This is a genomic window from Jeotgalicoccus coquinae (assembly GCF_014207425.1).
Lineage (GTDB): Bacteria > Bacillota > Bacilli > Staphylococcales > Salinicoccaceae > Jeotgalicoccus > Jeotgalicoccus coquinae.
On the sequence record NZ_JACHFF010000001.1, the window covers coordinates 207078 to 228019 of the forward strand.

The window sequence follows — 20942 nt, forward strand, 5'->3', positions numbered from 1 at the left end:
ATGTATAAACAGGTAATTTTTCACGAGGGAGAGAAAATCCATGGGTGTTTTGGATAAATTGTTCGACGGCAACAAAAGAGAATTAAAAGCATTGCGAAAACAGGCGCAAAAAGTGCTTGAACTGGCACCGGAAATAGAAAAATTAAGTGATGACGAAATTAAAAATAAAACTGTATCATTCCAGGAGCAGTTGAAGACTGCCGAAGGAGACAGAAAGAAAGAAGAGAAGATGCTTGACGATATGCTTGCGGAGGCCTTTGCTGTAGTCCGTGAAGCATCTAAACGTACGCTCGGCATGGAGCCGTTCGAAGTACAAGTCATGGGCGGTATCGCACTTCATAAAGGTGACATCGCAGAGATGAAAACCGGGGAAGGTAAAACGCTGACAGCGACTATGCCTGTGTATTTAAATGCACTGACAGGACGCGGCGTTCACGTGATTACAGTCAACGAATACTTATCTGAAATTCAGATGGCTGAACTTGAAGTGTTATATAACTTCCTTGGACTGACTGTCGGTTTAAACCTGAATGCGAAAAACAGCACAGAGAAACGCGAAGCGTTCGCAGCTGATATTACGTACACGACAAATAACGAACTTGGCTTCGATTATTTAAGAGATAATATGGTGACGTATAAACAGGACCGTGTGCTCCGCGGTTTAAACTTTACCGTAATTGATGAGGTCGACTCGATTTTAATTGATGAGGCGCGTACACCGTTAATTATTTCAGGCAAAGCAAAAGATCGCGAAACGTACTATATGCAGGCGCACCAGTTCTCTAAAATGCTCAAAGAAGAAGAGGACTATACGTACGACATTAAAACGAGAAACATTCAGCTGAATGAGTCGGGTATGGAAAAAGCGGAGAAATGGTTTAAAATCGACAATCTTTATGATGTTAAGCATGTCAGCCTGCTGCACCATATTAACCAGGCATTAAAAGCAAACTTCTCAATGGAACGTGACGTGGACTACGTTGTTGAAGATGAAGGCATTTTAATCGTCGACCAGTTTACCGGACGTACGATGAAAGGGCGCAGATTCTCAGACGGTCTTCACCAGGCGATCGAAGCAAAAGAAGGCGTGGATATTCAAAACGAATCACGCACGATGGCATCGATTACGTTCCAGAACTTTTTCCGTCTGTTCCATAAACTGTCGGGTATGACAGGGACGGCGAAAACCGAAGAAGAAGAGTTCATGAATATATATAATATGCGTGTAACTCAGATTCCGACAAACAAACCGGTTCAGAGAATCGACAACACGGATAAAATTTACGCGGCGGAAGAAATTAAGCTGCGTGCGGTTGTTGAAGATGTTATCGAACGCCACCGTGCAGGACAGCCGATTTTAATCGGTACTGTTGCGGTTGAAACGAGTGAGCTGATTTCGAATCTGCTTAGAAAACACGGCATACGCCATAACGTATTAAATGCGAAAAACCACGGCCGTGAAGCGGAAATCATTAAAGAAGCCGGTAAAAAAGGTGCGGTAACAATCGCGACGAACATGGCCGGACGCGGTACGGATATTAAACTCGGCGAAGGTGTTAAAGATTTAGGCGGACTTGCTGTAATCGGTACGGAACGTCATGAATCACGCCGTATTGATGATCAGCTCCGCGGACGTTCAGGACGTCAGGGTGACGTTGGGGAAAGCACTTTCTACCTGTCTCTTGAAGATGACTTAATGCGACGATTCGGTTCTGAAAGAATTCAGAGCATGATGGAACGCATGGGTATGAGTGAGGAAGAACTGACGAGTAAAATGATTTCACGCGGTGTGGAATCATCTCAGAAACGCGTTGAGGGTAATAACTTCGATGCGCGTAAACGACTGCTTGAATATGATGAAGTACTCCGCAAACAGCGTGAGATTATTTACGGTGAGCGCGATGAAATTATCGATCACGACGATGTCTCTGAACTGTTAAACGATATGATTGAACGTTCTGTGCAGCGTACAGTCGATTTTTATGATCTGGATAACGAGGAAAATATCGATTACGATCAGTATGTTAAAACACTGATTGATATGTATCTGTCTGAAGATGAAATAAGCGTCGATGAGATCCGCGGGCGCGGTCCGGAAGAAATCTATACGATTCTGATGGATAAAATCAAGGCGCATCTTGCAGAAAAAGAAGAAACGCTCGGCACAGAAAAGATGCGTTTATTTGAACGTATGATGATGCTCCGAACGATGGACCAGAAGTGGATTGAACATATCGACAGCATGGACCAGCTGAGAACGGGGATTCACCTCCGTTCCTACGGTCAGATCAACCCGCTCCGTGAATACCAGAACGAAGGTATCACAATGTTTGAAAACATGCTTGTCAGCATTGAGGACGACACTGCGAAGTTCGTGCTGAAAACAACAGTGCGCACAGATGAAGAAATGAAACGTGAGCAGGTTGTCGATAAGAAACAGATGCATGCAGGCGACGGCAAACAAAAAGCTAAAAAGCAGCCGGTTAAACGTCAGGTGAAAGTCGGCAGAAATGATCCGTGTCCTTGCGGCTCTGGCGAAAAATATAAAAACTGTCACGGACAATAAGTTAGGGGAAATTATATGGAATTAAGCGAAGTAAAAAACTTTTTACAAATCGGCAGAGATAAATTAAATGACTTTAGGGGGTCTCTTTGACTTAGAAGAAAAAGAGACTCAAATACAGGAAAATGAAGAACTGATGCTGGATCCGGATTTCTGGAACGACAGCGACAAAGCATCAGACGTGATTGCAGCAAATAACCATCTGAAAAAAATCGTCGACGGCTTTAATACGCTGCGTGATTCACTAGATGATATTGAAACATCACATGAACTGCTGCGTGAAGAATACGATGAGGAACTGGCGGAACTACTGGAAGAGTCGGTTAAAGAAACTTCGGCAGCAATCGAAGAGTATGAACTCAACCTGCTGTTAAGCGGCGAACACGATTCACTGGATGCAATTCTTGAACTGCATTCAGGTGCCGGCGGAACTGAATCACAGGACTGGGCGGAAATGCTGCTCCGTATGTACCAGCGCTACAGCGAATCTGAAGGATTCAAAGTGGAAACGATGGACTATCAGGGCGGTGATGAAGCCGGTGTGAAGAGCGTGTCTTTATCGATTAAAGGGCCGAATGCATACGGTTTGTTAAAAGCTGAAAAAGGTGTGCACAGACTGGTGAGAATATCACCGTTTGACTCATCGGGGCGCCGTCATACGTCATTCGCATCATGCGAAGTAACACCTCAGTTTAAAAATACGGATATTGAAATTGAAATCAACAATGATGACATTAAAATCGATACGTACCGCTCAAGCGGAGCGGGTGGACAGCACGTCAATACGACAGACTCGGCCGTACGTATTACACACCTGCCGACAGGTGTTGTTGTAACGTGTCAGAATGAACGTTCACAAATTAAAAACCGCGAACAGGCGATGCAGATGCTGAAAGCAAAACTGTATCAGCGCAAGCTCGAAGAACAGCGCGCTGAAATTGACAATATTAAAGGCGAACAGAAAGAAATAGGATGGGGAAGCCAGATCAGAAGTTATGTCTTCCATCCGTACTCTATGGTTAAAGATCATAGAACAAATTACGAATCAGGAAATACTGATAAAGTGATGGATGGCCATTTATCACCGTTTATACATGCGTATCTGCGCTGGAGCATGTAACAAATTTGGAGGTCTGTATTAAATGAAAAAAATGCTGCTGACTGCAGGCTTTAGTTTTGTACTTTTACTCGGAGCATGCGGCGGAAATGAAGAAGATACTGAAGAAGCTGCTGTAACAGGTGACGGCCAGGCAACGGTGGAAGACGGGGAAAGAGTATACCGTGCAACATCATGCTTCAGCTGTCACGGTGCTGACCTGGAAGGTGCATCAGGACCAAATCTCCAGGAAGTCGGCTCGAGACTCGATGCGGACCAGATTCGTACAGTAATCGTTGAAGGAACAGATGTTATGCCGGGCGGCATGGTTGAAGATCCGGAAGATCTGGATGCACTGGTTGAGTGGCTGTCAGACCAGAAATGATTTAAATATTAGGTGAAACACGGGCGTATATTGGGTCCGTGTTTTTTTGTGTAAAGAATAATAAAGCTTGTGAAATAATCATTTATATTTCGAAGTAAAACTGAAATAATATTTATACATAACAATATACAAAATATGAGTAAATAAAATTACTATTGATAGTGACGGCTTATATAAGAGAGGAGAGGATTAAAAAATATTATAATTGTAAAGATATTTTCCCTACATTTCTAATAAATTTCTTTTATATTACAAGTATATTACAATGCACTATTTCCTGTTTTCTTATGCTATAGTTTGATTCGTGTCGTAATAGATATACGAACGGTAAAAAACAGACAAAGCAAACATACTTATTCAAAACATATAACATAAAACTAAATTATCTAGCAGGAGGAAATTCACTTTATGAAAAAGACAGTAGTTTCAGTAGCAACATTGACAGCAATTACAGGTGTAGCGGCGACAGCAGTTTCAGCAGACGAGTACACGATATCAAGTGGAGACACTTTATGGGGAATAGCTAATGAAGTCGGTACATCAGTTGCAGAGTTAAAAGCTGATAACGAACTTTCAAGTGATATTATTTTCCCGGGAGATGTACTGACAGTTAATCCAGAGGAAGCTGAGGAAGCTGAAAAAGCACCTGCTCCTGCTAGTAATGAATCAACATACATAGTTAAACCAGGAGATACGCTTTGGCAAATTGGAGCGGAATTCTCATTAGATTACAATGAAATCATGAAATGGAACAGCTTATCTTCAGATCTTATTTTTGTTGGTCAGGAACTTTCAATTGACGGATCAGCAGCTGCTGAACCAGCAGCAGAAGTTGAAGAAGCACCTGCTGTAGAAGAAGTTCAGGAAGTTGAACCGGCAGTTGAAGAAGTTCAGGAAGCTGCACCAGCAGTTGAAGCAGAAGAAGAACCAGCAGTAGAAGAAGTTCAGGAAGCTGCACCAGTGGTAGAAGTTGTTGAAGAAGAACCTGCAGTAGAAGAAGTTCAGGAAACTGAACCAGCTGCAGAGGTTGTTGAAGAAGAACCTGCAGTAGAAGAAGTTCAGGAAACTGAACCAGTTGCAGAGGTTGTTGAAGAAGAGCCTGCAGTGGAAGAAGTTGAAGTAACTGAGCCAACAGCTGAAGAACAAGCAGCAGCTGAACAGGCAGAAGCGGACAAAATTGCTGCAGAAGAAGCGGCAGCAGAATTAGCAGCGGCTGAAGAAGCAGCTCAGGAAGCTGAAGAGAAAGCAGCAGCTGAACAGGCAGAAGCGGACAAAATTGCAGCAGAAGAAGCGGCAGCAGAATTAGCGGCGGCTGAAGAAGCAGCTCAGGAAGCTGAAGAGAAAGCAGCAGCGGAACAGGCTGAAGCAGATAAAATTGCAGCAGAAGAAGCGGCAGCAGAATTAGCAGCAGCTGAAGAAGAAGCGGCACAAAAAGAAGCTGAAAAACAGGCAGCAGCAGAACAGGCTGAAGCAGATAAAATTGCAGCAGAAAAGAAAGCAGCAGAGAAAGCGGCGGCTGAAGAAGCAGCAGCACAAAAAGAAGCTGAAGAACAGGCAGCAGCTGAACAAGCAGAAGCAGACAGAATTGCAGCAGAAGAAGCTGAAGCGGCAGCAGCTGAACAAGCAGCAGCTGAAAAGGCTGAAGAACAGGCAGCAGCTGAACAAGCTGAGGCAGACAGAATTGCAGCAGAAGAAGCTGAAGCGGCAGCAGCTGAAAGAGCAGCAGAACAAGCAGCAGCTGAAAAGGCTGAAGAAGAGTCACAGCCTGACGCAGCAACTCCAGTTTCAAGTGCAAGTAACGGCAAAAACCACTACTCATGGGGTACATGTGCATGGTACGTATTTGAAAAACGTTCATCAATGGGCATGAGTGTTGGAAATAACTGGGGCGACGCTAAGAGCTGGGCATCTAATGCACAGTCAGCAGGTTACTCAGTAACCAACTCACCTTCAGTAGGTGCAGTGATGCAGGCTCCGGCTCACACTAACGGTGCTTATGGTCAGGGTCACGTTGCAGTAGTTGAACGTGTTAACGGAGACGGATCAATCTTAGTATCAGAAATGCAGTTCGGCGGCGGATTAGGCGACAAGAACACTAGAACAATCAGTGCTTCACAAGTTGCGAGCCATAACTTCATTCACTAATATATACATTAATATAACCAGCGGGAATCATGTCTATTTTATATAGATTTGTTTCCCGCTGTTTTTATATACCTGAATATAAATTTGATAATAGGTTATGAGTATTATATAGAAGAAAAAAATTTAAATCAGTATTTGAAGATGTAAGAAAGGAGTATCATATGATGAAAATTATTTCACAGGATCACAACACGGCGGTTGCACTGACTTCTTTAATTATTTTAGCTTTCCTTAATCTGATTACGTTCAGGCAGATTAAAAAACTCGACGATAAAGTGACAGAAATGCATGAGCAGTGGAAGAAGGACCGGCAGAGTGATAATCATAAATTATAGGTGCAGATTTACCTGTTATTTTTCACATTTTCTTAACGTCCGGGAACGGTACTTTATCAGTCCGGTATGTTAAAATGATTAAAATGATATTAGAGGGAAAGTGGATTGGATGACGGGTAAAAAGCTTATTATTGCGGTTATTTTTATCGCATTCTTCCTGCTCATAGGTGTCAGCATCGGTGCGGTGATTAATATGTCCGATGATGAGATGAAAGAACGGAGCCTGAAGACACTGCAGGATTCTGAAGGGCGTGACAATCATTATGCTGTCGGTCTGAATTTACTGGATACAGAATCGGAGACTGTAATTAACAGCGATGAACAGCTGAATGAAATAATACAGAATAATGAAGTGACTGTCGTTAACTTTTTTGCATCATGGTGTGAACCGTGTAAACGTGAAACGCCGGAGTTAAATGAGTATGCATTGGAAACGGCGGGGAGCGAAGTTCAGGTTGTCGGCATTAATATCGATGACAGTGCTAAAAACCGCGATGAGTTTCTCGACACATACGGCGTACAGTACCCGGTGTTTGAATTAACAGATGAGAAAGGCATGACGGATGAGTTTAAAATCAGCTTGATGCCGACTACATTTTTCGTTGATTCCAACGGTAAAGTTGTCCGTGCGTATATTGGAGAAATAGGACCGGAATTGATTACGAATTACATTAACTATGTAAAGGAGCGTCAATAAATGGGAGTACATCAGTATTTTAAAAGTTTAAATGATCTGGAAAAACTTATCAGATGTCCCGGAAAATTTAAGTATCAGGAGCACAACGTTGCAGCGCATTCATTTAAAGTGACAAAGATTGCCCAGTATCTGGGTACGGTTGAGGAGCACAATGGGAATGAAATCAACTGGCGGTCTTTATATGAGAAAGCATTAAACCACGACTATCCGGAAATATTTACAGGTGATATTAAAACACCGGTTAAGTATGCATCATTGGAACTCAACACACTGTTTATGGAAGTTGAAGAAACAATGACGACAAAGTTTATCGAAACGGAATTTCCGCCCGAATATCAGCAGATCTATAAGGAACGTCTGAAAGAGGGCAAGGACAGCACACTTGAAGGACAGATTCTGTCTGTTGCCGATAAAATTGATCTGCTGTACGAATCGTTCGGCGAAATACAGAAGCGAAACCCCGAACCTCTGTTTTTTGAAATCTACGAAGAATCGCTCGCAACGATTAAACGCTTCGAACATTTAGTGTGTGTACAGGACTTCCTTGAGAACATTTTGACAGAAATGCTGTCGGAACATTTCATTCCGAAAGATGAACTGTTTGAAATAACAAACTCCATTCTGAACCGGGAGTAGCGCTATGGATTTGTACTGGTACATGATGGCGATGGTCGTTCCTGCAACGACTGTTGTAGTATTTACGCGGCTGACGCGTCATAAGTACGTTGCAGTAATGTTGACGTTTATCTTATTCGGAGCATCGATTTACAGAGGATTTTACCCCAGCGAGTGGGTAATATACATAGATTCGGCATCAATTTTTGTCGGCTATATTATAGTAGAGATTTTTGAGCTTGATAATTTTAATAGTGAAGATGAAGAGTAGAGATGACCGAACAAATGTTTGTTATTTCTGCTCTATTTTTGTTAAAATAGTATAGATTAATAAGTGGAGGCGAAACAATGGCAGATTTCGAGTTAGTTTCTAAATTTGAGCCGGCTGGTGACCAGCCTCAAGCAATTGAAGAATTAGTAGAACAAATCAGTTCCGGACAGAGGCACCAGACACTTCTGGGTGCAACAGGTACCGGTAAAACATACACGATGAGCCAGGTAATTCAGAGAATCGGCAAACCGACTCTGATTATTGCCCATAACAAAACACTGGCAGGACAATTATACAGCGAATTTAAAGAGTTTTTCCCGAATAACCGCGTGGAATACTTCGTCAGCTATTATGACTATTTCCAGCCGGAAGCATATGTTCCGAGCACGGATACGTTTATCGAAAAAGATGCATCCATCAACGATGAAATCGATAAACTGCGCCACTCCGCAACGAGTTCGCTGTTCGAAGGCGATGACGTTATCGTTATTGCATCGGTCAGCTGTATTTACGGTCTGGGTAACCCGGAAGAATACCGTGATCTCGTTGTCAGCATCCGTACAGGAATGGAACTCGACCGCAATCAGTTCCTGCGCAAGCTTGTAGACATTCAGTATTCCCGTAACGATATCGATTTTAAACGCGGGACATTCAGAGTACGCGGCGATATTGTGGAAGTATTCCCGGCATCACGTGACGAGCAGTGTATCCGCGTGGAATTTTTCGGCGATGAGATTGACCGGATCCGTGAAATCGATTATTTAACAGGTGAAGTGTATGCAGAACGAGAACATTTTGCTATTTTCCCGGCATCCCACTTCGTAACGCGCGAAGAAAAATTGAAAGTCGCGATTGAACGTATTGAAAAAGAGCTGGAAGAACAGCTGAAGAAATTCCGTGCCGAAGACAAACTGCTGGAAGCACAGCGTCTGGAGCAGCGGACGAACTACGATCTGGAAATGATGCGCGAAATGGGATTCTGTTCGGGTATCGAGAACTATTCTGTGCATTTAACATTACGCGACCCCGGTTCCACACCGTACACGCTGATCGATTACTTTAAAGATTTTCTTATAATGATTGATGAATCCCATGTTACTGTTCCGCAAATCAGGGGAATGTATAACGGAGACAAAGCGCGTAAACAGGTGCTTGTCGATCACGGTTTCAGGCTGCCGAGTGCACTCGATAACAGACCGCTGATGTTTTCGGAGTTCGAAGAAAAAGCGGAACAGCTGCTTTATGTTTCGGCAACGCCGGGGCCGTATGAAATTGAACATACAGAGAAGATGGTCGAACAGATTATCCGTCCGACAGGACTGCTTGATCCGACGATTGACGTCAGACCGTCGGAACATCAGATTGATGATTTAATGGAAGAAATTCATGCGAGAATCGAGAAGAACGAACGGGTATTGGTTACAACACTGACGAAGAAAATGTCGGAAGACTTAACGACGTATTTAAAAGAAGCAGGAATCAAAGTACAATATCTGCATTCTGAAATTAAGACACTTGAGCGTATAGAAATACTGCGCGAACTTCGTGTCGGCACGTACGATGTTCTCGTCGGAATTAACCTTCTGCGTGAAGGTCTCGATATTCCTGAAGTATCGCTCGTAACAATACTCGACGCGGATAAAGAAGGATTCCTCCGTTCGAACCGTGCACTCGTTCAGACTATCGGAAGAGCGGCAAGAAACAGCAACGGCCACGTAATTATGTACGCCGATAAAATTACCGATTCGATGCAGTATGCACTCGATGAGACGGCAAGACGCCGTGAAACACAAATTGCATTTAACGAAAAACATAATATTACTCCGACGACGATTGATAAAGCCATACGCGATGTCATCAGTGCGCATATAGATATTAAAGAAGATAACAAGGTCAAGAAAAAATCCGCAACGAAGAAACTGACGAAGTCAGAACGAGAAAAACTGCTTGAGAAGCTTGAGCAGGAAATGAAAGAAGCTGCGAAAGAACTCGACTTCGAAACAGCTTCAGAATTAAGAGATGCAATATTTGAGATTCAGGCAGAAGGGTGAGTTACATGAAGAATCCATTCATCAGTATCAGAGGTGCGAGAGAAAATAATTTAAAAGGTGTCAATCTGGACATCCCGAGAGATCAGCTTGTCGTTATGACAGGCTTATCCGGTTCGGGTAAATCGTCGCTTGCGTTCGATACTATTTATGCCGAAGGGCAGCGCCGTTACGTCGAGTCGCTCAGTTCATACGCACGCCAGTTTTTAGGGCAGATGTCGAAACCCGATGTGGATACGATTGAAGGACTATCGCCGGCAATTTCGATTGACCAGAAAACGACAAGTAACAATCCGCGCTCAACAGTATCGACAATTACGGAAATATACGACTATCTCCGCCTGTTATATGCACGTGCAGGTACGCCGTTCTGTCCGATTCACGACATTGAGATTTCATCTCAGACCGTTGAAGAAATGACGGATATTATAATGCAGCTGCCTGAACGTACACGTATTCAAGTATTTGCGCCGTTAATCCGCGGTAAAAAAGGACAGCATAAAAAACTGATTACCGACCTGAGCAAAGAGGGTTACGCACGTGTCGTTGTCAACGGTGAAATGTTCGACATTGAAGAAGTGCCGGAACTCAGCAAAAATAAAAAACACGACATTGATGTTGTTATCGACAGACTTGCTGTAAGGGAAGGCATCGAATCCCGTCTCGCGGACTCTTTGCAGGTTGCACTTGAGAAAACAGAAGGCAACGTGACGATAAATGTTATAGACGGAGAAGACCTGCATTTCTCAGAAAACTTTTCATGTCCGGAGTGCGGATTCACGATTTCTGAACTTGAACCGCGCCTGTTTTCATTCAACGCACCGTATGGAGCATGTATTGAATGTGACGGTCTCGGCATGAAGATGTCAGTCGATAAAGCGCTCGTCGTACCCGATCAGGAAGTATCTCTGGAAGACGGTGCAATTATTACATGGCAGCCGATCAGCTCGACGTACTATACGCAGCTGTTAACGCAGGCGGCTGACTATTACGGTATCGATATGACTGTTCCGTTTAAAGATTTGAGTAAAAAAGAACAGGACATTATATTTAAAGGCGGCGATGATGAAATAAAATTTAAATTCGCCCAGGACAACGGTGTAGTGCGTGAACGCAAAATGGTGTTTGAAGGCGTGCTCAATAACATTGAAAGACGTTATAACGAAAGTCCTTCAGAATATACGAGAAATGTTATGGCACAGTATATGCGTGAAAGTGAGTGCAACCGCTGTGACGGCTACCGTTTAAACGAAGAAGCACTGGCAGTTAAAGTAAACGGTACACATATCGGTCAGGTGGTTGAGCGTTCTGTAAGAGACGGTATCGACTTCTTCGACAATATTTCCTTATCGGCTCAAAACGAAGAAATTGCCGAGCCGATATTAAAAGAAATAGACAGCAGACTGTCATTTCTCCGCAACGTTGGACTCGACTATTTAACGCTGAACCGTAAGAGCGGGACATTATCGGGCGGTGAAGCGCAGCGTATCCGTCTGGCAACACAGATCGGTTCACGTCTCAGCGGCGTGCTCTATATTCTGGATGAACCGTCAATCGGACTGCATCAGCGTGATAACGAACGTTTAATCAACACGCTGAAAGATATGAGAGAACTTGGCAATACATTAATCGTCGTTGAACATGATGAAGACACGATGCTCGCAAGTGATTATTTAATAGATATCGGTCCGGGTGCCGGTGAACACGGCGGGGAAGTGGTATCTTACGGTACGCCGAAAGAAGTTATGGCAGATGAGAATTCATTAACCGGCCAGTACTTAAGCGGAAAGCGTGAAATCGCGCTGCCGGAAAACTACCGCAAACCGGATAAGAAAAAAGTATTTAAAATTAAAGGTGCACGTGAAAACAATCTTAAAAATATCGATGTTTTTATTCCGCTCGGTGTGCTGAATCTCGTTACAGGGGTATCGGGTTCCGGCAAGAGTACCTTGATCAATGAAATTTTATATAAGAGCCTGCACACGCAGCTGTATAAAACAAAAGAAGTGCCCGGTGACCACGATAAAGTCGAAGGCATAGATTATATAGATAAAATTATCGATATCGACCAGTCGCCGATTGGCCGTACACCGCGTAGTAACCCGGCAACATATACAGGGGTCTTCGATGATATCAGAGATGTTTTCGCTCAGACGAACGAAGCGAAAGTCCGCGGTTATAAAAAAGGACGCTTCAGCTTTAACGTTAAAGGCGGACGCTGTGAAGCATGCCGGGGCGACGGAATACTCCGTATAGAAATGCACTTTTTACCGGATGTTTTCGTGCCGTGTGAAGTGTGTCACGGCAAACGCTACAACAGGGAAACACTTGAAGTGAAATATAAAGACAAAAGCATAGCAGATGTGTTAAAAATGACAGTAGAAGAAGCGTATTATTTCTTTGAAAACCTGCCTAAAATTAAACGTAAGATTAAGACGCTTGTCGATGTCGGACTCGGCTATGTGCGTCTAGGTCAGCCCGCAACAACATTGTCGGGCGGAGAGGCACAGCGTGTAAAACTCGCAAGTGAACTGCACAAACGTTCAAACGGCAAGACGCTATACATTCTGGATGAACCGACAACCGGCCTGCATTCCGAAGATATTAAAAACTTAATCGGCGTCATTCAGCGTCTCGTTGACCAGGGAGATACAGTTGTTATTATCGAGCATAACCTCGATGTCATTAAAGTGGCGGATCACATTATTGACCTCGGCCCTGAAGGCGGGGAAGGTGGCGGAAACATCGTCGTAAGTGGTACAGTAGAAGATGTAATTGCGAATGAAAACAGCTATACGGGACATCATCTTAAGAAGTGGTTAAACAGAAACCATTAGGAGGTAATATCAGTGGATAGTAAAGAACGCATTTTAAAAATGCTCGAAGAAGGCAAAATAACTTCCGAAGAAGCAATTGAACTGATGTCGGCACTTAATACGAAATCAGAGCCGGAACAGAAAGAACACGGCAGAAAAACCGGGCGCGAGGAGTCAGACAGCGGAGAACCAGGCGGTCTGTTCGGTGATTATGTCGGACAGTTTGTCGATGAGTTTAATAAGTATGTAAATAAAGATAAAGTGAACGATACGTATACGAACGTTAAAGGTAAATTTACAGGCGGCCGTCAGGCGAAGCAGATGTTTGACGGACTGGAGAAAGCATTTGACTCAGTCGGTTCTTCATTCGACTCTGTATTTTCACAGGGACCGAAAAACCGTTTAATCGAAACGATTGATCAGCCGTTCAGCAGTATTTCTGTCGATATCGCAAACGGCAGCGTTGAATTAAAACCTGCCGAGCGCGGCGACGTTGTTAAATTTGAAGTGACGCCGTTTTACCGTAAACTCGATGCGAAGAAAAACTACTTCCAGGACATTATCTGCGATGTTAAAAACGATGAACTTGTTATCGTGTCGGACATTAAGTCTGCACGTGTGAACGTAGTAATTGAAGTGACTGCAGAAACACTCAGACGCATCATTTTATCAACATCAAACGGCAATGTGAAAATCGCTGATAAGTCATTTACCGACCTGACGGTGGATCTGTTAAACGGTGATATCGAACTGAATCAGGTCGAAGCGAAGAATGCATTTCTCCGTACGTCCCGGGGCAGCATTAAAGTGTCTGAAGGACAGTATAAAGGTATCGAGATTGTCTCTATGCTCGGTACGATTTTAACGGATAACCTGGATGCAAAAACCATTGATATTTCATCGAACGGTTCAGTGAATATTGCGCTTAAGAAAGAAACTGAAGAAGCGACAATCAACTCGAACATGGGCAGCATTAATATCAGTGTACCTAATGGCAGAGAGCTTGAAGGCCGTCTGTCCACAGTACTTGGACAGATTAACTATCCGCCTGAACTCGATGCACGCTATATGAAACAGCAGGATATCGGCTTTAAAGAGCTGATGCTAGTAAACAACACAGACGAGCCGGGAATGTTCCTCGAAGTCGGCACTAAAGTCGGCAGTGTGACATTGCACCGCAGTTAAAAAATATTAATAAGTACGGGCTGGCGATTGCCAGCCCATTTTTTGCTATAATATAACTAAACAGTAAACTTATTCGTTGAAGAACGGACGGAGGTGCAGCGATGTTATTGGTAAAAGATTTAGTCGAGGAATTTAACTTGAAAATATGGGGTGGAAATCCTGGGCTTGAGAACGAAATTCCAAGCTTTGATCTGTCGAGGCCGGGACTTGAAATAGCAGGATATTTCTCCCACTATTCCTCCGACCGGGTGCAGGTTCTCGGGATGAAGGAAATTTCGTTCTTCGAACGTGTTCTGTCGGACCGTGAACGTGAAGACCGTGCGAAGCGTTTATGCAGAAAAGAAACGCCGTGTATTATCGTTACAAGAAGCCAGCAGCCGCCGCTTGAATTAATCGAAGCATGCAACCAGACAAATACGGTACTGCTGATTACAGAAGATAATACGACGAACTTTACGAGCCGTATTACGACGTATCTGGAGAAGGAACTGGCGCCGGAAACAAACATGCACGGTGTGCTTGTTGACGTGTACGGTATCGGTGTAATGATTACGGGGGAAAGCGGCATCGGTAAAAGTGAGACCGCACTTGAACTTGTTAAAAATGGTCACCGCCTTGTTGCGGATGATAACGTTGAAATTAAAGAAGTAAACAAGAATGTGCTGATGGGCTCGGCACCCGAACTGATTCAGCATCTTCTTGAAATACGCGGACTCGGCATTATTAATGTAATGACACTGTTCGGCGCAGGGTGTATTCTGTCCGAGAAACGTATTATGCTGAACGTCCATCTTGAGAACTGGACGGACAATAATACATACGACCGTCTTGGTCTTGAAGATGAAAAGATTAAAATTCTGAACTCGGAAGTGACAAAAAAAGTAATTCCGATTCGTCCGGGACGAAGTCTTGCAGGCATTATCGAAGTCGCTGCGATGAACCACCGTCTTAATCAGATGGGGCATAATGCAGCCCATGAATTTAACGACCGCTTAAATGCAAAGATTAAAAGCAACGGAGGCAGCTAATGATGATTTTAAACGCCGCCATCGATCCGGTGGCAATATCACTTGGACCGCTGTCCATTCACTGGTACGGCATTATCATTTTAACCGGAATGATACTCGGCTATTATTTAGCCAATAAAGAAACGATAAAAAAAGGACTGCCTGAAGATTTATTTATGGATTTAATGATGTATATTATTATCTTCTCGCTTATCGGTGCACGTCTGTATTATGTCTTCTTTAATCTTGATTATTATTTCTTTAACCCGCTTGATATTATTAAAGTGTGGGAAGGCGGCATGGCGATTCACGGCGGACTTATCGGCGGATTCCTTGCCGGTCTTATCTATACGAGAACTAAAGGCTACAGCTTTTTCCAGGTTGCTGATATCGCCGCACCGAGCATTCTGCTTGGCCAGGCCATCGGACGCTGGGGCAATTTTATTAACCAGGAAGCCCACGGCGGGCCTGTTGCAAGAGAATTCCTTGAGAACTTAATGATTCCGGAATTTATTATTAATCATATGAACATCGACGGTACATACTACCATCCGACATTTTTATATGAATCAATATGGAGTATTATCGGCGTTATTATACTATTATTAATACGATCAAAATTACCGCTCGGCCACACAGTACTCGTTTATCTGATATACTATTCAGCCGGCAGGTTCTTTATCGAAGGCATGCGTACTGACAGCTTAATGATCGGCGATATGCTGAGAACAGCACAGGTTATTTCGGTAATTACGATTATCGGCGCACTGGTTATTATGATTTACCGCCAGCAGAAATACGACCTGCCGAAATACGGTGATGTATACGGCAACTATGCAGCTAAAGACGAGCCAAAATATATTAAAAAGTCATCGGTGGTCAATAAGAAGAAAAAAAGGAAGAAGTAGTATGAGGAAATTAACCCGGCATACGGGCTTTAAAATTAATCCGCTGTGGCATCTGTACCGCACCGTTTCTCTCGTTAAAGTGGTTAAAAACTTTATCGTCATCGAAGCGGGGCGTTTTATGCCATCGACTAAAATAAAACATAAATTATACGGTGCAGGTCTTAAGATGAATATCGGACCGCACGTGTCATTTGCTTATAAAGCAATGCCGGATTTAATGTTTCCCGAATTAATTACAATCGGTGAAAACTCGATTATCGGCTATAATGCGACGATACTGACACATGAATATTTGACAGATGAATACAGAATCGGCAAAGTTGAAATCGGAAAGAATACGATGATCGGCGCGAATGCAACAATACTGCCGGGAGTGACAATAGGCAGCAATGTTAAAGTCGGCGCAGGCACAGTCATCTCAAAAGATGTTCCCGATAATGCACTCGTCTACGGCAATCCGATGATAATAAGGGAGAGAGCGTAATGAATAACAACAAAGTAATCTCTCTCGATCAAAACGGAGAGCATTACTACAGGCAGGGTATTAAAAAACGACAGCAGAATCTTAAAAAAGAAGCACTCCGTCTCCTTAAAAAAGCACACGATAAAAACCCGGACAATATGGATTACCTGTCCGAGTATGTTTACGTTATGGCCGAGAACGGCTTCAGCAATGAAGCGGAACATTTAATTATCGAAGCTTTTGTCGGAGATAATTACGACCCGGAGTACTTTTATATGCTGAGTCAGATTAATATTATAAAACACGATGCGAACAAAGCATTTTTATACGGTGTTCAATATTCGAATTATAATCCCGAATCAAATTACGGCGACACGCTTGAAGAAATGTTCGATGTTGAAATCGAAGATGAGAACGAACTTGAAAAAGAAGCCGAGCGTTTTATCGGCCAGCAGATTTTTCAGCATTTATTTATGAATGCGAAAGTCTCGGAATCACTTGAATATCTGGATTCACTTCCGATGGAAATTCAGGAGGAACCGGAGTTCAGAAACTTAAAAGCGATGGCATATTTATTTTTAAATAAGTTTGAAGATGCAGAAATACTGCTGGAACAGCTGCTTGAAGATGACCAGACAGATATGCATGCACTCAGCCATATGACACTGCTGCATTACCATACGGAACGGTTTGACGAGTACGAAGCATATTTAAAAAAGCTTGAAGTTGTTGAACCGCTGGATGATGATGCACGATTTAAAGTCGGACTGGTACTGAACTTCCTGCAGAAATATGAGCATTCATATAAGCTCCTGTTCCCGCTTTATAAAAAGCAGAAGATAGTAAACTTCCAGCTGCTTCATGCACTCAGTTTTTCAAGTTATCATTTAGGGAAACATGAAGAGTCTGAAATTTACTGGACGCGCATGCAGAACTTTCATCCGATCGATGAGCAATTCAGTCCCTGGAAGAAAGAGGAAGCGGCTGAAGAGATACTTAAACTGGAAAGCATGTACCTCCACGATGACGACCAGCACAAACGTCTCCTGGCACTGTACTTAATCAGTAAAATAGAACCGCGTGAAGCGATTATCGGTTTATCGATATGGGATCATATTGAAACGCTCGATGATTATGAAAAGCTGTACGTGACATTTCTATTCCAGGGTTTGAAACTCGTGCGTCTCGGACGTATGCACATCGGACTTGAACTGCTGTACGATCAGTCGATCAGGGATGAGGAAACACTGCTGATGTGGATTAACGTGTTTCACGAACTGTATGAAAAGCATAAAGAGTTTGAAGATGTGGAGAGTCATACAGCAGCTGCATTATATTTGTATCCCGGCGGCCGCAGGCTGACGAAAAAAAGTGTTGCAGAGATGTTTAATACGACGGTTTACAGATTGAACAAAGCGATTGACAGAATAAAGCAGATATAATGAATTACAAATCGAAAGCCTATATAATTGTATGTAGTAATTTTTAAAAGGAGAACGATTATGAAAGAGAAAACAATATATGACGTAGTAATAATCGGTGCGGGACCTGCAGGCATGACAGCTGCCGTCTATGCATCCCGTGCAGAACTGAAAACTGTAATGCTTGAACGCGGTGTGCCCGGCGGACAGATGGCAAACACTGAAGAAGTTGAAAACTTCCCGGGTTTCAGCATGATTACAGGACCGGAATTATCTTCCAAGATGTTTGAGCACTCTCAGAAATTCGGTGCAGAGTACAAATACGGCGACATTAAAAGTATTGAACTGGATGGCGACATCAAAATACTGAAAACATCGTCTGAAGACATTTATACGAAGAGTGTAATCGTTGCGACAGGTGCAGAGTATAAAACAATCGGCGTACCAGGTGAAGATCTGCTTCGCGGACGTGGTGTAAGCTACTGTGCGGTATGTGACGGCGCATTCTTTAAAGAACGTGAACTTGTCGTTATCGGCGGTGGGGATTCAGCCGTTGAAGAGGGTGTATTCCTGACGAAATACGCGAGTAAAGTGACAATTGTTCACCGCCGCGATGAGCTCCGTGCTCAGAAAATTTTACAGGACCGTGCATTTAAAAATGATAAAATTGACTTTATCTGGGATACGGAACTGCAGACAATCAACGGTGAAAACCGTGTAGAGTCAGTCACGCTGAAAAACAAAAATACAGGTGAAACTTATGACTACAATGCAGATGGTGTATTCATCTACATCGGTATGCTCCCGCTGACAGCACCGTTTCAGGATTTAGGGATTTTAAATGAAAACGGCTATATCGTCACGAACGAAGAAATGGAAACTGAAATACCGGGCATCTTTGCCGCTGGTGATGTCAGAGAGAAATCACTTCGTCAGATTGTTACAGCGACAGGTGACGGCAGTCTTGCAGCGCAAAATGCGCAGCATTATTTAGAGCAGCTGGAAGACAACGAATAATTAATCGAATTAATCCCCCGCAAGGGGGTTTTTTCGTAACGCTATCAGTTATAATATGGGTGAATGGAATTGTTAGAAAATAAGTAAATTTGAGGGTGTGCTTTATGAAAAATTTAATCATAATTACAGGTATGAGCGGTTCAGGTAAATCTGTTGCACTGGAAGCAATTGAAGATACAGGTTATTTCTGCATCGACAATCTGCCCCCGATTCTTATTCCGAAAGTCGTAGAATTAATGGAATCAACTGACGGTAAAATGAACAAAGTTGCACTGGGCATTGACCTTCGCGGCAAAGAATTTTTTGATGTATTAATTCAGAAACTGGAAACTGTGCTGATTAACGAAGATATAATACTCCGCATTGTTTTCCTCGATACGGATGATGAAAGACTGGTCGCCCGTTACAAAGAAACGCGCCGTTCCCATCCGTTAAATGAAGGAGTTTCTGTACTTGAAGCAATTAAAAAAGAACGTGAAATACTCGATGACCTAAAAGGACGGGCATCTGTTATTATCGATACAACAGAACTGTCACCGAAAGAACTGAGAGACCGCATATTCACTTTATACAGCGGCGGACGTGAACAGTTCTTTGCTGTCAACGTACTGAGCTTCGGTTTTAAACACGGTGTTCCAATCGATGCAGATTTGATGTTCGATGTCCGCTTTCTGCCGAATCCGTTTTATATTCCGGAGTACCGTCCGTTAACCGGGTTGAATCAGGAAGTGTACGACTACGTAATGAAATGGCAGGATACTGATACATTTTACGACAAACTGTACGATATGATTAAATATTTAATTCCTCAATATATTAAAGAAGGCAAATCCCAGCTGACGATTGCGATAGGCTGTACAGGCGGTCAGCATCGTTCTGTGGCACTGTCCCGCCGGCTTGCGAAAGATCTGGGTGAGAAATTCACATTCTCGGTTAACACGACCCACCGTGATGCGAGAATTGAAGGCACTGTAAATGAAAAAGATTAAAATTGCGATTATCGGCGGCGGTACCGGCCTTGCTGTTTTATCTCGCGGATTAAAAAATTATCCTGTCGATATTTCTGCAATTGTATCAGTTGCGGATGATGGTGGGTCAACAGGAATTATCCGCGACCAGATTGATATGCCTGCACCCGGGGATATCCGTAATGTAATGTCGGCATTAAGCGAAGTGGAAAGCAAGCTCGAACATCTGTTTACCTACCGCTTTAAAAAAGACGAAATATCAGGACACTCGCTCGGCAATTTAATGCTGGCTGCGATGTATGATATCAGCGGCGACTTTGCGACCGCAGTCAGTGAACTGTCAAAAATACTGAACGTTAAGGGGACAGTAATACCTTCGACAAATGTCAGTCCGAAACTCGCAGCGAGAATGGCGGATGACTCGATTATTATTGGTGAAAGCTATATTCCGAAAGTGAAAAAAGAAATAAAGGAAATGTATTTAATCCCGACAAACATCGATGCGACACCGGCCGCAGTAGAGGCGATACTTGAAGCGGATATTATCGTCCTCGGACCGGGTTCACTGTATACGAGTATTATTCCAAATCTGCTGCCTAAAGGCATCGCAGAAGCTGTGACAGAGTCACAGGGCATCAAAGTCTATGTGTCGAACTTGCTGGAACAGCCGGGAGAAACGATGGGTATGTCCGCTTTTGATCACCTCTATGCGATAGAGAAGCATTTAAAAGCACGTGTCATTGATTACGTCATATTAAACGAACGCGACGTCTATGAAGAAATGGCGGATACTTATAAAAACAGAGGTGTCCAGATTATTAAAAGCGAGCGGGATAAAATAGAAGCGCACGGTGTTAAGGTAATTACCGACGACGAACTGATTATCGTCGATGAAGAACGGGTTGTGCGCCATAATAATGAGAAGCTCGCTGAAATTATATACGACATTGTAATCAGTGAATCTGAGACATTGAAGTATTAGGCAGGATTTTGAAAGGAACG

18 protein-coding genes are annotated in these 20942 nt (G+C 43.2%); all 18 read left to right on the forward strand.

Annotated elements, in window-relative coordinates; translation table 11 throughout:
• Positions 1-40 precede the first annotated feature (40 nt).
• The 18 genes from secA to HNR41_RS01145 all read left to right on the forward strand — a co-directional run bounded on the left by secA (position 41) and on the right by HNR41_RS01145 (position 20922).
• Positions 41-2566: a preprotein translocase subunit SecA gene (secA, locus tag HNR41_RS01060; RefSeq protein WP_184280877.1), complete on the forward strand. Its 2526-nt coding sequence runs from the start codon at positions 41-43 to the stop codon at positions 2564-2566.
• A 15-nt stretch (positions 2567-2581) separates the two neighbouring features.
• Positions 2582-3683 (forward strand): peptide chain release factor 2 gene (prfB, locus tag HNR41_RS01065; protein WP_184280879.1). Its coding sequence is split into 2 segments (ribosomal slippage): positions 2582-2644 and positions 2646-3683, totalling 1101 coding nucleotides; the frame shifts between segments, so codons are not numbered across the junction.
• 22 nt (positions 3684-3705) lie between these two features.
• Positions 3706-4044 carry a c-type cytochrome gene (locus HNR41_RS01070; RefSeq protein ID WP_184280881.1) on the forward strand — a complete coding sequence of 113 codons (339 nt, stop codon included), beginning with the start codon at positions 3706-3708 and terminating at the stop codon, positions 4042-4044.
• A 408-nt stretch (positions 4045-4452) separates the two neighbouring features.
• On the forward strand, positions 4453-6189 hold the full coding sequence (locus HNR41_RS01075) for a CHAP domain-containing protein (protein WP_184280883.1): 1737 nt from the start codon (positions 4453-4455) through the stop codon (positions 6187-6189).
• A gap of 161 nt (positions 6190-6350) precedes the next feature.
• A complete protein-coding gene (locus tag HNR41_RS01080) occupies positions 6351-6524 on the forward strand; it encodes a hypothetical protein (protein WP_184280885.1) in 174 nt (57 codons plus the stop codon).
• Positions 6525-6633: 109 nt separating this feature from the next.
• On the forward strand, positions 6634-7221 hold the full coding sequence (locus tag HNR41_RS01085) for a TlpA family protein disulfide reductase (protein WP_184282803.1): 588 nt from the start codon (positions 6634-6636) through the stop codon (positions 7219-7221).
• Complete coding sequence (locus tag HNR41_RS01090) at positions 7222-7857, forward strand: YfbR-like 5'-deoxynucleotidase (protein ID WP_184280887.1); 636 nt, start codon at positions 7222-7224, stop codon at positions 7855-7857. It begins immediately after the preceding gene.
• A gap of 4 nt (positions 7858-7861) precedes the next feature.
• Positions 7862-8107: a CsbA family protein gene (locus HNR41_RS01095; protein ID WP_184280889.1), complete on the forward strand. Its 246-nt coding sequence runs from the start codon at positions 7862-7864 to the stop codon at positions 8105-8107.
• 77 nt (positions 8108-8184) lie between these two features.
• Positions 8185-10158, forward strand: a complete 1974-nt coding sequence (gene uvrB, locus HNR41_RS01100; RefSeq protein ID WP_184280890.1) for an excinuclease ABC subunit UvrB — start codon at positions 8185-8187, stop codon at positions 10156-10158.
• Positions 10159-10163: 5 nt separating this feature from the next.
• Positions 10164-12992, forward strand: a complete 2829-nt coding sequence (uvrA, locus tag HNR41_RS01105) for an excinuclease ABC subunit UvrA (RefSeq protein ID WP_184280892.1) — start codon at positions 10164-10166, stop codon at positions 12990-12992.
• Positions 12993-13004: 12 nt separating this feature from the next.
• Positions 13005-14156, forward strand: a complete 1152-nt coding sequence (locus HNR41_RS01110; protein ID WP_184280894.1) for a DUF4097 family beta strand repeat-containing protein — start codon at positions 13005-13007, stop codon at positions 14154-14156.
• A 101-nt stretch (positions 14157-14257) separates the two neighbouring features.
• On the forward strand, positions 14258-15184 hold the full coding sequence (gene hprK / locus HNR41_RS01115; protein ID WP_184280896.1) for an HPr(Ser) kinase/phosphatase: 927 nt from the start codon (positions 14258-14260) through the stop codon (positions 15182-15184).
• Positions 15184-16071: a prolipoprotein diacylglyceryl transferase gene (gene lgt / locus HNR41_RS01120; protein WP_221432833.1), complete on the forward strand. Its 888-nt coding sequence runs from the start codon at positions 15184-15186 to the stop codon at positions 16069-16071. The genes hprK and lgt overlap by 1 nt, the downstream gene beginning before the upstream one ends.
• Before the next feature lies 1 nt (position 16072).
• Positions 16073-16555, forward strand: coding sequence for an acyltransferase (locus tag HNR41_RS01125; protein WP_184280898.1), 483 nt, complete (start codon positions 16073-16075; stop codon positions 16553-16555).
• Positions 16555-17976 carry a tetratricopeptide repeat protein gene (locus tag HNR41_RS01130; protein ID WP_184280900.1) on the forward strand — a complete coding sequence of 474 codons (1422 nt, stop codon included), beginning with the start codon at positions 16555-16557 and terminating at the stop codon, positions 17974-17976. The genes HNR41_RS01125 and HNR41_RS01130 overlap by 1 nt, the downstream gene beginning before the upstream one ends.
• Before the next feature lie 60 nt (positions 17977-18036).
• Positions 18037-18972: a thioredoxin-disulfide reductase gene (trxB, locus tag HNR41_RS01135; protein WP_184280902.1), complete on the forward strand. Its 936-nt coding sequence runs from the start codon at positions 18037-18039 to the stop codon at positions 18970-18972.
• Positions 18973-19076: 104 nt separating this feature from the next.
• Positions 19077-19961 carry an RNase adapter RapZ gene (gene rapZ, locus HNR41_RS01140; RefSeq protein ID WP_184280904.1) on the forward strand — a complete coding sequence of 295 codons (885 nt, stop codon included), beginning with the start codon at positions 19077-19079 and terminating at the stop codon, positions 19959-19961.
• Positions 19948-20922: a gluconeogenesis factor YvcK family protein gene (locus HNR41_RS01145; protein ID WP_184280906.1), complete on the forward strand. Its 975-nt coding sequence runs from the start codon at positions 19948-19950 to the stop codon at positions 20920-20922. Before rapZ ends, HNR41_RS01145 begins: the two co-directional genes overlap by 14 nt.
• The last annotated feature ends 20 nt before the right edge of the window (positions 20923-20942 follow it).